Origin of the sequence: Corynebacterium pyruviciproducens ATCC BAA-1742, assembly GCF_000411375.1 — a bacterium.
GTDB lineage: Bacteria > Actinomycetota > Actinomycetes > Mycobacteriales > Mycobacteriaceae > Corynebacterium > Corynebacterium pyruviciproducens.
Window position 1 is genome coordinate 650,138 of sequence record NZ_KE150446.1, and the last position, 13,793, is coordinate 663,930.

At 60.5% G+C, this 13,793-nt stretch carries 9 protein-coding genes; 3 read left to right on the forward strand and 6 right to left on the reverse strand.

Annotation, left to right across the window (positions count from 1 at the left end):
* Nucleotides 1-38: 38 nt before the first annotated feature.
* Nucleotides 39-599: a hypothetical protein gene (locus tag HMPREF1219_RS02845; protein WP_016457509.1), complete on the forward strand. Its 561-nt coding sequence runs from the start codon at nt 39-41 to the stop codon at nt 597-599.
* A 46-nt stretch (nt 600-645) separates the two neighbouring features.
* On the opposite strand, the gene HMPREF1219_RS02850 is transcribed toward HMPREF1219_RS02845, so the two are convergent.
* The 3 genes from HMPREF1219_RS02850 to HMPREF1219_RS02860 form a co-directional block, all read right to left on the reverse strand.
* Nucleotides 646-1,959: an SPFH domain-containing protein gene (locus HMPREF1219_RS02850; protein ID WP_084594690.1), complete on the reverse strand. Its 1,314-nt coding sequence runs from the start codon at nt 1,957-1,959 to the stop codon at nt 646-648.
* A gap of 136 nt (nt 1,960-2,095) precedes the next feature.
* A complete protein-coding gene (locus HMPREF1219_RS02855) occupies nt 2,096-2,524 on the reverse strand; it encodes an NfeD family protein (protein ID WP_040427147.1) in 429 nt (142 codons plus the stop codon).
* 82 nt (nt 2,525-2,606) lie between these two features.
* Entirely contained in the window at nt 2,607-3,440 is an 834-nt protein-coding gene (locus HMPREF1219_RS02860) for a DUF3097 domain-containing protein (protein WP_016457512.1), read from the reverse strand.
* 121 nt (nt 3,441-3,561) lie between these two features.
* On the opposite strand from HMPREF1219_RS02860, the gene HMPREF1219_RS02865 reads away from it, so the two are divergent.
* The gene (locus HMPREF1219_RS02865) at nt 3,562-4,347 is read left to right on the forward strand and encodes a hypothetical protein (protein WP_016457513.1); all 786 of its coding nucleotides are present in this window, start codon (nt 3,562-3,564) and stop codon (nt 4,345-4,347) included.
* Nucleotides 4,348-4,435: 88 nt separating this feature from the next.
* Here the strand turns inward: HMPREF1219_RS02865 and HMPREF1219_RS02870 are convergent, their stop codons facing one another.
* From HMPREF1219_RS02870 to HMPREF1219_RS02880, 3 genes are all read right to left on the reverse strand, one after another.
* A complete protein-coding gene (locus HMPREF1219_RS02870) occupies nt 4,436-5,614 on the reverse strand; it encodes a ferrochelatase (RefSeq protein WP_156823198.1) in 1,179 nt (392 codons plus the stop codon).
* Between the two features lie 495 nt (nt 5,615-6,109).
* Complete coding sequence (locus HMPREF1219_RS13355) at nt 6,110-7,876, reverse strand: DIP1281 family NlpC/P60 protein (RefSeq protein ID WP_016457515.1); 1,767 nt, start codon at nt 7,874-7,876, stop codon at nt 6,110-6,112.
* 1,645 nt (nt 7,877-9,521) lie between these two features.
* A complete protein-coding gene (locus HMPREF1219_RS02880) occupies nt 9,522-10,007 on the reverse strand; it encodes an Rv1476 family membrane protein (RefSeq protein ID WP_016457516.1) in 486 nt (161 codons plus the stop codon).
* Nucleotides 10,008-10,819: 812 nt separating this feature from the next.
* Here HMPREF1219_RS02880 and can point away from each other — a divergent pair.
* Nucleotides 10,820-13,633 (forward strand): aconitate hydratase, encoded by a 2,814-nt coding sequence (can, locus tag HMPREF1219_RS02885; protein WP_016457517.1) that lies wholly within the window; start codon nt 10,820-10,822, stop codon nt 13,631-13,633.
* The last annotated feature ends 160 nt before the right edge of the window (nt 13,634-13,793 follow it).

Below are 13,793 nucleotides of genomic sequence, written 5' to 3' on the forward strand. Positions count from 1 at the left end.
AGAATTAACGTATCGGCGAGGGTCAGGAAGGAGCCACGATGTTTGCGGTGCAGGCGACGTACAAGGGAAAAGAGAAACGTCGTGGTGAAACGGTACGCCGTTCCGCTGCAGCCCTGTCCACGATTACCGAGGGCCCCGATTTTGTTGTCGAGCACGTCGACACGATCACGGCGCCCCTGCCGTCCCCCGAAGGCACCGTTGCCATCATCATGGCTCTACTTTCCTCTGACATGTGGGCTGTCAGCCTCGGCTGCGGGGCTTGTGCCGACGAAGCTCTCGCTTGCGCTGCCGGGGCCGCCGAAAGGGGGCCCCGCTCCGCCCCGGTCACCGTTGCCACCCCCGCGCACGAGGAGATCTTTGAGGAAGCCATCGCTGCGGCCTTCGAACTCATCGCGTTTGTGTTGTCCAAACGGTCCCAACAGGGCCGCGAGGCCACCGGGCTCATGCGCAGTGGCCTGAGCCAGGTGGAGGCCGCCGATGAGCTGGGGATTACCAAGCAGGCGATGAGTCAGCGCCTGAAGGCCGCCGGCTGGGACGCTGAGACCGCCGGCTGGGAGCTAGCCACCATGCTGTTGACGCAGGTCTCCCGCTCCCTCTAAGAAGCTTAAGGGGAGCAGACGACCTGCGCCGCGAGCAGACCTGCCCCTACTCGCCGAACTTTGGTGCATTCGGGAAGTTGGGGTACTCTCCCGTTTCTCCTGAGTTCTGGGGGCGTTCTACTACCTCCGGCTCGCGTGCTGCCGCCTCGGGGAACACCGTGCTCACGCCCGGTGCTTGCTCGATCGCCTGCTGGTTACCGTCGGCATCCGTCGCCGAGGAATCAACTGACTGCTGCGCCTTCTTTGCGTGCGCCGCCTCGTGCGGAGCCGCATCTACAGGCTTAGTGGCCTCGCGGTTGGCCTTTGCCACGGCGGCGGCGATTTCGGGATCCGATTCCGTGGAGAACCAGTCCTCGGTTTCCTTATCACCAACAACGTCGAGCGCCTCGGAATCGACCGGGGCCGGCTCGTAACGGAACACGTCGTCATCATCTTTGCGGGCAAACGACTTGGCAAACTTCTCCAAGGAATCGCCGAACTCGCTCGGGATCATCCACACCTTGGACGATTGGCCCTCGGCGATTTTGGGCAGCTTCTCCAGGTATTGGTAGGCCAACACCTCGGGGGTGACCTTTGCAGCCTTGATGGAGGCGTTGACCTTCTGGATCGCCTTGGCCTCGCCCTGTGCCTCGAGGTACCGGGCAGCTCGCTCGCCCTCGGCGCGCAGGATCATCGCCTGGCGTTCGGCCTCTGCACCGAGGATCGCCGCGTGCTTCTCGCCCTCCGCCATGAGGATGCGTGCCTGCTTCTCGCCTTCGGCGGTGCGAATATCCGCCTCACGCTGGCCCTCGGCTGTCAGAATCATGGCGCGCTTCTCGCGGTCCGCCTTCATCTGTTTTTCCATGGACTGCTGGATTGACGGCGGCGGATCGATGGCCTTGAGCTCCACGCGGGAAATGCGCAGGCCCCACTTTGTGGTGGCCGAATCGAGCTCGCCGCGCAGCCGACGGTTGATCACGTCGCGGGAGGTCAGCGTCTCCTCGAGTGTCATGCCACCGACGACATCGCGAAGCGTTGCCACGGAGATCTGCTCCACGCCGACGATGTAATTGTCTACGCCGTAGATGGCGAGCTTGGGATCGTTGATTTGGAATGTGACGACGATATCGATGGCAACGGTGAGGTTGTCCTCGGTGATAACCGCCTGGGGCGGGAAGCTCACCACGCGCTCGCGGGTGTCCACCTTCGCCCTGATGCGGTCAATGAAGGGAACCAGCAACGTGATGCCGCCCTCCACGGTGCGGGTGTAGCGCCCCAGCCGTTCGATAACGGCTGCGGTCCCCTGCGGGACTAACGCGATGGAGCGGGCCACAAGGACCGCTACGAGCAGGAGGATGAGCACGAAGACGATGAGTGACATGCTGGACATTGAAGTTCCTAGCCTTTCAGTCGGTGTTCGTGAAATTTATAACGTGCGCACACGAGTGTACGTGCACGGGGCCTATCCCTCTACCGCACACCGTTCAAGCCCTCGTCAGCGCACGTCGGGCAGCCAGCTAGAGGTTTTCCCACACGATCGCGGTGTTGCCTTCGATGCTCACCACGCGGACAACCTCGCCGGGAAGGAACTCACGCTGCGGGTCGAGGCTCTGCGCGCTCCAGATGGAACCGGCGAGCCGGATCTGCCCGGACTGGCCGGTGACGGTTTCAAGCACATGACCGGCCTTGCCCTCGAGCGCCTTCTGGGACGTATCGAGGATGGGATCCTTCTGCATCCGGCGGCGAAGCCAGGGTCGGAGGAGGAACAACAGGCCGATGGCGAAGATGGCAAAGGCGACCACTTCCACGGCGATGGGGACGCCGAAAAGGGAGACCCCGGACGTGCCCAGTGCCGCCAGCGCGAGCATGAGCAGCGTGAAGTCCCCCACTGCCAGCTCGGCCGCGCCGAGCGCCAATGCTGCAATCAACCAAACTAATGAACCCACAAAATTAGGGTACATGATGGCAGTCCGTGCCGGACCGACATCCGGCACGCCCCGCCCCGTGAAGTGTCGCCCGCCCTTACGGCTACTGCAGGTCCTCCTTGGACAGCTGCGGGTTGGTGACAAAGTCGACCAACCGCTCAACTGCGTTGATGAGCGAGGAATCCACGTCCCTGTAGGAGTGAACCGCGTTGTACACGCGGTTCCAGCCCTCCTTTGGCTCATGCCACCCCAGCCGGTCACATACCCCCTGCTTCCAGTCCTCCCCGCGCGGTACCTTCGGCCATGCCCGGATGCCCACTGAGGACGGCTTGACCGCCTCCCAGATATCGATGAACGGATGTCCCGTCACCAGTACGTGAGGGCCAACTGACTGGGTGAGCCGCCGCTCTTTGGAGCCGGTGACGAGGTGGTCTGCAAGTACTCCTACCCGGCGGGTGGCGGTGGGCTGAAACTCCCGCAGCATCTCCGGCAGGTTATCCAGACCTTCGAGGTACTCCACGGCAACGCCCTCGACGCGCAGGTCGTGGCCCCAGATCCGTTCGACAATTGCCGCGTCGTGGATGCCTTCCACCCAGATGTGCGACGGGATCGCGACCCTGGCCTCGTGGTGTTCCACCATCCGTGATCCCGAGTTTGAGCGGCGCGGTGCGCGTGCCGGGACATAGCGCGTTGGCGTGACGCGCTGCCCATCCACCATAAAAGCGCCGGCGCGAACCGGGAAGATGCGGGTGGCGCTGTACCTGTCCTCGAGACGCAGCATGGCCCCTTGCGGGGTCTTCTCCCAGCCGACGACGGCTCCCACGTAGCCATCAGCAAACACCTCGAACACGGTTCCGGGCTGTGCCGGGACCTCTGGGTATGTGGGTTTCTGTAGTCGCTTGTGCCCGTCAAAGATATTGCCTGAATACCGGTCCATGGGTATGAATAGTACTTTTGCCGGGTTCTTGGTGGCACACAGTGGTGTGCGCAGTTACGGAAACGATTAGTCTCGCTGCTAGTGTGTGCGTGCAGAACGTCGCCGAAGAGAAGGGAGCACTGTGGATCCGCGCGCGCTTGTCTACTCGCCCGCACAAAACGTTGCGCTGTGGGTGTCAGCGTGGGTTCATGGCGTTGTCTCCGTCGACGATGCGCAGGACAGCCTGTGGGAGCTCGGCGTGGCCATGGATGATGAGGTCATCCGCGAGGTCCTTAAGCTCGCCCGCGAGGCCCGCGGTACCGACGCAGCGCTCGGGACCGACGTACCTGACGTAAACGATGGTCTCGGCGCAATGCTCAGGACCGACGGGGCCGGGGTTGTGCGACTACTTCTCGGCCACCCTGGGCGTCCGCTGCCCGCTGGGGTTGGTGACGGCTTCGGTATCCTCACGCCCCACGTGCTCTACGCCTGGTCGGCACGTCCCCGCGGCGACGGTTACGCCCGCTGGGATGTCACCCATTGCGATCCGCTGCAGGCCAGCGAACCGATGATGCCCGGTGAGGCTGATTTCACGCTCGCCCAGGCCACTCGTCAGGCTACTTCGCTTGTCGACGCCCTCCAGCCGCGGTCCTCGGCTGCCTCACGGTTGTCACATCCCCGGCTCATCGTCGGCACCCTCACCGATTTCTACGAGGCACCGGGAATTCCCCCGGGAGTGACACCGCGGGCCGAGAAACTCATCGCCCGGGCCAACCGAGTCTCGGCCATCATCGAAACGCTCAAAGATCGCGTCCACGATCACACTCTCGATGCCCAACTTCTCCCCCTCGTGGGCCCCATCGCCGATGCGCGGATGGCCGCAGTCGCAGCGGCGGACAGAGAATTTCTTCGCGGGGACGCCTGGTAGTCGCGCCAAACGCCAGCGCTCCTCCAAGCCCGTGGTGCTTGTGGAGCAGCTTCGCAGTTTGGGTGCGTCCTGCCGGTCGTTACCGCCGCTAGGACTGAGACATCCCGGCCGGTCGGTGCCCGTGCGGGTGGGGCCGCGAAACACAGCATCCTTTGGCGCACGGCGCACCGTTAATGGAGCAGCCACGCAGCACCACTGTCACAGGGCTGGGCATCCGCACTGGTAAAGCGGCGGCATCGAACTCTTCGATCAGGTCGACCACCATGCTTGTGAATTCGCTGGTTGATCCCACGGTGTCTGCGCGGGAAATCCTCATTCCCCATTCATCTGCCGCATCCTTCAGCTCGTTGTCGAGGTCCCACACAACCTCCGTGTGATCGGAGATGAAACCCACGGGGTAGACGACAAGGTCGTTAATTCCACGCTCGTGAAGATCCCGCGCGTGATCGACAATATCGGGCTCCAGCCACGGAGTATGTGGCGAACCGGAGCGTGACTGCCACACGAGGTCGTAATCGTCCACGCCCAGTTCCCCCGCGATGATTGCGCACGCGCTACGGATTTGATTGGAGTACAGGGTCCCGTCCTCGGGGACACCGGAGCGCTCGTCGGCGGCGGTGGGGATGGAATGTCCCGTGAATACGAGCCGTGGCGCCGAATCCTCGGGAAAATCGTCCATCGCCCTTCGGATGGAGTCCACAGATGGGTGGATAAATCCCGGGTGATCAAAGAACTGGCGCAGTTTGACCATCGTTAGGGTGGGCAGCCCCTTGTTCTTCAGGTGGGTCAACGCTCGCTCGATGTCTTCGTCATACTGACGGCATCCGCTGCTTCCGCCCCAGGCCGAGGTGGCAAACACGTAGACGTGGGTGATTCCGTCATTGACCATCTCCTCCACGGTCTCTTCAATGAACGGGTGCCAGTTGCGGTTTCCAAAATAGACGGGAAGATCCCTTCCACGGCGCGCGAGTTCCGACTCGATGTTGCTGATGAGCTCCCGGTTGAGACCGTTAAGCGGACTCACGCCACCGAGGTGGTGGTAGTGAACCTCGACCTCGTCCAGGCGCTCCGGCGGGATGCCTCGTCCACGGGTCACGTTTTCAAGGAACGGCCGGACATCATCGTGATGCTCGGGACCGCCAAAGGAGAGCACAAGGAGAGCGCTCTGCCCGTTCACCCAATCCTCGTGATGGGCAGTGGCGACAGCAGCAGTAGCACTGCCCCGACGCGGGGAACTAGCGGCGGACATATTCTCGTGTGAAGCCATGAGGGGAATACTACCGTGCGCCTGGTTACACCCGGAACGCGGGATACGGTTCCGTTTATCCCTCGTCGCCTCACATGAATAGTCCCAAGGCTACCCCCGATTTGCTCATCACAGCATCGCCGTCGTGGAGACGATATAACTCCATTATTTACCAAACGTGTTCCCGCAGGGCAGGTGATGGCACAATACTGTTACTTTCAGTGTCGTGTGTGTAAATGAGGCGTCCAGAAATGTAGCCCCTCTGCGATACGTTATGAAAGGGGCAAACCTTAGTTGGACAGGTGTGACTAACGTCGCGCCTACGTCAGTTAGGCGAAAACGTTGCTCCGGCTGTGCGCTGGGAAGAATGAACTTACCAGTGCGTTTCCCCGATCGAACAAATGAAGCCGTGAGGGTGTGTCCTGCACACGCACCCTCACGGCTGGTCTTATATTGTCGCTGCTCTTTTGAGCGAGCAGCGTGTCACGTGAGCCCCTGGCTGAGGGGCGTGGTGGATTAGATGAGGCGCACCGCGTTGGGAGCCATGCCACCGTAACGAACCGGGCTGATTTGAACCACGCCACCAGACTGCGGAGCCTCGATCATTTGACCGTCGCCCAGGTAAATCGCTACGTGCTGGTTGCCTGAGGGGCCCCAGAACAGCAGGTCGCCGCGCTGAATGTCACTGATGGGCACCTTGGTACCACGCTGGTACTGGTAACCGGTGTAGTGCGGAAGCGCGATTCCGGCGCCGGCAAAGGCGTAGAGAACCAAACCAGAGCAATCGAAGCCGACCTTGTTATAGTCGCCGTAGGTATCGGCCACTCCGCCGTCTCGGATTCCCTTGGTCGGGCCGGTCGCATCCCCACCACCCCACGCGTAGGGGGTGCCGAGTTGGCTCTTAGCACGAGCAATGGCAGTTTCAATGCGTGCATCCTTCGAACCGGTTACCAAGGACGAAGCCTTGTTGGTGAGGTCCTCCATCGTGCCCAGGTCGAGGTAGTTTCCTGTACCGGTGGTGTTCGAATCTCCGCTGGCATCCGAGGTCGACGTGCCATCGTCTGAACTCAAGGAGGACGAGCCAGACAGTGCGGGCAACACGGTGCCCACCGCGTCCAGAGTCTTGAACGGATCATCAAGCGTGCCAGGATCCAACAGACCCGAATCAACAACCGCCTGGGCAGTATCGATTGCCGTGTTAGCCAACTGGAGATAATCGATGTCCGACGCGGTGCCAGTGGCTGCGCGAGACGCGGTGCCTGCGGGCGGGAGAGGAGCGGTGGGTGTGGAAGCTACTGCAGGCGTGGAAGTCTCGGCGCCTTCACCTTGTCCCTGTGAATCGCTCGCCCGGGCATCCGAAGTGGTCGAGGGGGCACTTGTCGAGGTTGGCGCCCCACCCACCTCGGACCCGCTTGTTTCTGCAGCAGAATCGCTCGGGGCTGAAGCTTGGGGTTGGACCACGGGCGCGGACGCGGGAGCAGCGGTGTCGGCAGCCGGATCGGTCTGTCCTTGTTCGCCTGGCAGTGCAGCGCTACGGGCCGTAGCAGCGGCACCTTCCTCTGCGCCGCTGCGAGCTGCTCGAAGATTGTCAATCTGCTCTTTCACCGAGCGGGCCTGCTCAAGGAGCTGCTCTCGCTCAGTCTGTTTGGACTGCAGCGCAAGCGTTTGCGTCGTAATGGCGCTCTTCGCACTCTGTTCTGCCTGGCGTGCTACATCCTCGCGGTCTTCAGCTTCCTTCTGAGCCGCTCTGAGGGCAGACTCCTTGTTCGCCTTTTTGGTTCGCTCGGCATCGAGTGCCTCTACAACACCTCGCTGCTCGGCGGCCTGCCGGCGCAGGAAAGTGTAGCGATCGAGCTGCCGCTTGGCATCGCTTTGGGAGGCAATGGCTGACGGGTTAGCCCCGCTCGCGTTGTGCCTGTAGGCCGTGCGGGACAGCTCATTGAGCTTGTCCTGGGCTGAGGCCATGTCGTCCTCAGCCTTCTTCAGCTCGCCCCCGGCGGCCGTTGCGTTTTGGCGCGCAGCTTCCGCGATGATCTGTGCGTCCTTCAGGTCTACGAGTGCTTGGTTGACTGCCTCTTGTAAACCCCCCATCTGCGCTTCTAGGGCTGCGATCTCCGAAACGGTGCTGGAAAGCTGGCTGGCCAGCTGCGTCAGCTGCATCGAATTCGCATCTTGAGAACTAGCCACAGGGGCATTCGCTCCGGCCAACACGACAATCATGCCGGCCGCGCCCAAAGACAGGGCACGATGTTTCAGTCCGCGGACTGGTGAAAAGCAAACCACGAGGTCTCCTCTTGAACGTTGAAGCCCCGCGCGCCTTCTGTTACGAATAACGCCGTGTCCAGGCCGCACTAGACCAACCCGTGTCAGTGGAGCTTTGACGCGAGTCGAGTCTCCATCAAACATTGGTTGTCTAACGCTTAGCTGCCACGCCGAGAAGTCCGGTGGAGTTCATGGGCTCTCCCAGGCTTAGAGGAAGCGCAGCCCTCTCGTGGGGATTAGTTCCCACGCGACAGTGCGTTGATGTTCAAAAGATGAACGAAGCTTCAATTATTGTGCGCGCCTCACCCACGCGACAGAGCGATCCAGAATTTCGCCCTCCGCGAGGCCGTGCACGCGTGTGCAGGAATAGCCGGCTGCGTGACAACACCCATCCCGAGACCAACCGCGAATCCCCTTGAGTTACCCAACGCACTACCCGCTGCCACCGTTGTGGCATCGGCGAAGAAAATGACCGTCGCTTTCTCGCAAGCTTCCCCACTGGCTGAAAGCATCGATTGATCGCAATCGAATTGATCAAGTTCTAAACCTTGACGGAAGTCATCATGTACCAAATGTGATTCATGTTGTTCTTGAGTTGTACGTCGCCTCGTGAGCCGACTACGGATAGATTAATTCACTTTGGTCAAATTTGGGAACTATATTCACGATATTCACATGAGTAAAGCCAGGAAACATGACTAACAATGTCGCTACCTGGCGTTTGACCGTTATAGATTCGTTATGTGAGTTTTGTCACATGGGGCCGACACGCCCATATGTTTACCCGTATTGGATGTGGATTCTGATAACGAAGTGTTCCCGCTTCGACCCTCTAGCCGCGCCTCAACAGCAGTCTTTCTCACGGAATATGCAGGCTTCTTACAGGCCTTGAAAGAGTGGTCAACGCATGGAGAATTGGAAAGGTAAGAAGTTTTTAGCCACAGCACGACACCGTGGGTCTGGTCGGTGTGGCGAATGAAAGAAGCGGCGAGTTCTCGCTTCTCTGCTTTCTCCCAAGCGTGCGAACGGCTCCGGGGGATGTCCCGACGCCACCAGTGTAGGACGACTTCAGATGACTTAGTTAGACAAGTAAGGAGACTTGACTGCTGGACACACCTCTCCCCTTGCTTATCCCCACGTATTGCGGTGTGTCAAACAGCTCGAAGTGGACGTCATAGTTGACCGAAGGTATGGATCCATGCGGGGTGGCTCTGCGGTTCGCCGGTTCATAGGCAGAATGTTCATTGGCTTAAAAAAGAGTATCGACCACGCGCTTCCCTGCCGGTCTTCGCATAAGTCAGATGTGATGGTGAGGGGTGACGCAGTAGAGCTGGAGCCGAGAAGTAACCGTGAGACCGGAGGGTGTTCGCAGGCTCGGGTGTGTACAGACGCGAAGGGAACAGAGGCATTCCTCCGCTCCATACCCCAACGTGCCCTCGTGGATTGAGTTCCGCGTTCGTGCTTCCGCTTCGTTATGTGAGGTTACTTGGTTGGCGTATGCCGCCAGGAACCAAGTTCTGCACCTGCCGGCTCATTGCTCGGGATATGAGCAGCTGAACCCGTGTTCCACGTGGCTATTACCTGCCTATCGAGTGGCCACTGCCAGCACTCCGCGTGGCTTCAACGTTCATGCCACGTGGCTTGAAATCTATCTTGCAGATAGCTTCTACTTGGAATACAAGCGGCGCGTGACAAACCACGTACCGGCGGCGACGACGGCAACTGCAATGAAAATGAGTACGGCGACGATCCCCCATGACACATGGGTCGAGCTGACGTAATCGACGAAGAAATTCGCTGCCCGGACGTAATCGGGGTCAGCGAGAAAGTGATGCTGGGCCGCTTCAAGTGTCGCGCGAGAAATGTCGTCGGACACGACCGCCCCGGATACCGGGTTGCGAACGAGAACAAGGTCGGCGCCGGTGCGATTGATGAGTTCCTGTGCGATATCGCGAAGGTCTGCGGTGTGCGCCGGAGTTTGATCTAGGAAGGCAATCCGCATATCTCCGATCCCCTGCTCCTGCGCCTTCTCGGTGACGGCGATGAGCTGGTCTTCCATGCGGGGATATTTGTCGCCAAGAGATCCCACGTAGACGCCGTCGGCGTTGAGCTCGTCAACTAGCTCACTAATGTCTACGTCGTCAGGGATCACTGTCGTCTCGCTTTCGATCGTCTTCTTTGCCGCCCGTTTGTGGGGGGGGCGGCGCGCTATCGGCCACGCGCCCTGAGAGGAACGCGGTCTTTCCAGTTGGCCGCGGCATCATAACCGTGCACTATCAAAGTAACGACGGCGATATCCGGCTGCCAGCTCCCCCATTCTAACGGTTGGCATCCCGGCGACGAGTAAGGAGGCCCGGAGAGTCGAGTGAGGATGTTGCGTGGGACCGTGTGCACGACGTGTACCCAGTTGCGGGATCAATTCTTGCGATGGGGCCGGTGAACGCCACTAGATTATGCATGATGCAGAGGGCTAAAGATTGACGGCGTTTGGTCGGGGTCAACAGCGATGACGTTGCGCTAGGGTTCCTAGTCCACGGAACGTCGGACTCGGCATGAGCCTAGATATATGTAGGAACGCGGTGGCGTGGTCCGTGTTGGTGTGCTACCCGCACGAGACAATGAGGGGGTGTGCCAAGTTTAGTTTTCGCCCGCCTCGCGTGGAAGTGACGTGGGAATCAACCCCACTTGGGGCTAGTAATGAGCTTATTTGCGTGAGTTGGCGCACGTTTTCGTCGAGTTTCGGAACCAGAACGCTCGTACTGTTATTATTGTTGGAGTGAGCTAGTTGTTCTCCACGGTATGCAGAAATCGTGAGTGTACTTCGATGCTTCCGGCAACGCTACGCAGCCCATCGTGGATGCGTTAGCGCGTCTGTTCTCGGAGCAGGACGGGTACCCGATGCAACTGGCCACATCATGAAAATGTGCACTGGTGAAGATCAACTTAAGGAGTCTGTTTACGCCTATGGCCACTTCAAAGAACTCATTTGGTGCCAAGACGCAGCTAACCGTTGGTGATAAGACCTACGATTACTTCGCGCTCTCGGCCGTCGAGGGGATGGAGAAGCTCCCCTACTCGCTCAAGGTTCTTGGTGAGAACCTGCTCCGCAACGAGGACGGGAAGAATATCACCGAAGACCACATCAACGCCATAGCGCACTGGGACCCCAAGGCTGAGCCGTCAACGGAAATTCAGTTCACCCCTGCGCGCGTCCTCATGCAGGACTTTACCGGCGTTCCGTGCGTCGTCGACCTTGCCACCATGCGCGAGGCCGTCAAGGACCTCGGTGGCAACCCCGACCAGGTCAACCCCCTCAACCCCGCGGAGATGGTGATCGACCACTCCGTCATCGTCGAGGCATTCGGCGATGATCGGGCGTTGGAAGAAAACGTCAAGATCGAGTACGAGCGCAACGCCGAGCGCTATCAATTCCTCCGTTGGGGCTCCAAGAGCTTCTCCAACTTCCGAGTCGTTCCCCCGGGAACTGGCATCGTGCACCAGGTCAACATCGAATACCTGTCCCGGCTCGTGTTTGATAACGAGGGCCTCGCCTACCCCGACACCTGTATTGGTACCGACTCCCACACCACCATGGAAAACGGTCTCGGCATCCTCGGCTGGGGTGTCGGCGGCATTGAGGCAGAGGCGGCCATGCTCGGCCAGCCGGTGTCCATGCTGATTCCGCGCGTCGTGGGCTTCAAGCTCACCGGCGAAATCCCCGCCGGCGTGACGGCTACCGATGTGGTCCTCACGGTCACCGATATGCTGCGCCAGCACGGCGTGGTGCAGAAGTTCGTCGAGTTCTACGGCGAGGGTGTGAAGCAGGTGCCGCTGGCTAACCGCGCCACCATTGGCAACATGAGCCCGGAGTACGGCTCGACCTGCGCTATCTTCCCCATCGACGAGGTCACGATCGATTACCTGCGTCTTACCGGCCGCTCCGAGGAGCACTGTTCCCTCGTGGAGTCTTATGCCAAGGCTCAGGGCATGTGGTTGGATGAGAACACCGTCGATGCCGAGTACTCCGAGTACCTGGAGCTCGACCTCTCCACCGTTGTTCCCTCCATCGCCGGCCCGAAGCGCCCGCAGGATCGCATCCTCCTCTCCGAGGCCAAGGAGCAGTTCCGCAAGGATCTTGCCAACTACACCGAGGACGAGGTGTGCGTGGATGACTCCAAGCCCGCCAAGAAGATGGCTGCCGAGGGTGGCAACATTGAGGACAACCAGCAAGTTACCGACCTCAACAAGTCGGGCGAAGGCCACGGTGAGACACTCGCCGTTGGTGCAAAGGGCCGTCCTTCCAACCCGATCACCGTTACCTCGCAAAACGGTGGCGAGTACACCCTCGACCACGGCATGGTGGCGATCGCCTCCATCACCTCGTGCACGAACACGTCGAACCCGTCTGTCATGATCGGCGCAGGCCTCGTCGCCCGCAAGGCCGTGGAGAAGGGACTTGCCGCAAAGCCGTGGGTGAAGACGATCTGTGCTCCCGGTTCGCAAGTGGTGGACGGTTACTACCAGCGCGCAGACCTGTGGAAGGATCTCGAGGCACTCGGGTTCTACCTTGCCGGCTTCGGCTGCACCACGTGTATCGGTAACTCCGGTCCCCTGCCCGCCGAGGTTTCCCAGGCGATTAACGAGAACGACCTGGCAGCAACCGCGGTCCTGTCCGGTAACCGTAACTTCGAGGGACGCATCTCCCCCGACGTGAAGATGAACTACCTGGCTTCGCCGATGCTCGTCATCGCCTACGCCATCGCCGGCACCATGGACTTCGATTTCGAAACCCAGCCGCTCGGCCAGGACAAGGAAGACAACGATGTCTACCTCAAGGACATCTGGCCGACCACGGACGAAATCGAATCGACGATCCAGTCCGCTATCTCCCGCGAAATGTACGAAGCCGACTACGCCGACGTGTTCAAGGGCGACGAGCAGTGGCAGAACCTCAACACCCCGGAGGGCGACACCTTCGCCTGGGACGAGAACTCCACCTACGTGCGCAAGGCACCGTACTTTGACGGGATGCCGAAGGAGCCGGAGCCGGTGTCGGACATCAAGGGTGCCCGCGTGCTGGTGAAGCTGGGTGACTCGGTCACCACCGACCACATCTCGCCTGCTTCCGCCATCAAGCCTGGCACTCCTGCGGCGCAGTACCTCGATTCCAAGGGTGTGGCCCGCAAGGACTACAACTCGTTTGGTTCCCGCCGTGGCAACCACGAAGTCATGGTTCGCGGCACCTTTGCCAACATCCGCCTGCGCAACCAGCTCGTCGATGTTGCCGGTGGCTACACTCGCGACTTCACACAGGAAGGCGCCCCGCAGTCCTTCATCTACGATGCCTCCGTCAACTACAAGAAGGCGGGCATCCCGCTCGTGGTTCTCGGTGGTAAGGAGTACGGCTCCGGCTCGTCCCGCGACTGGGCAGCCAAGGGCACGAACCTGCTCGGTGTGAAGGCCGTCATCGTTGAGTCCTTCGAGCGTATTCACCGCTCGAACCTCATCGGCATGGGCGTCATCCCGCTGCAGTTCCCCGAGGGCGAATCGCATGAGTCCCTGGGTCTCGACGGCACGGAGACATTCGATATCGCTGGCATCACCGCGTTCAATGAGGGCGAAATCCCCTCCACCGTGCACGTCACGGCAACGAAGGAGTCCGGCGACGAGGTCGAGTTCGACGCCGTCGTCCGCATCGACACGCCCGGTGAGGCTGACTACTACCGCAACGGCGGCATTCTGCAGTACGTGCTGCGGAACATGGCCAAGGGTGAGTAACCTACCCGCGGCAAAACCCCAGAATGTGCTGGCGGTGAACTAAACAATGTGAGGGGAGACGGTAATAGAGCCGTCTCCCCTCACCCATTGCGCTAGCCCCACAGCGCGCCCGCGACGCCGGGTGCAACGTGCGCCCACAGTATCGGGTACTTAGCGTGGC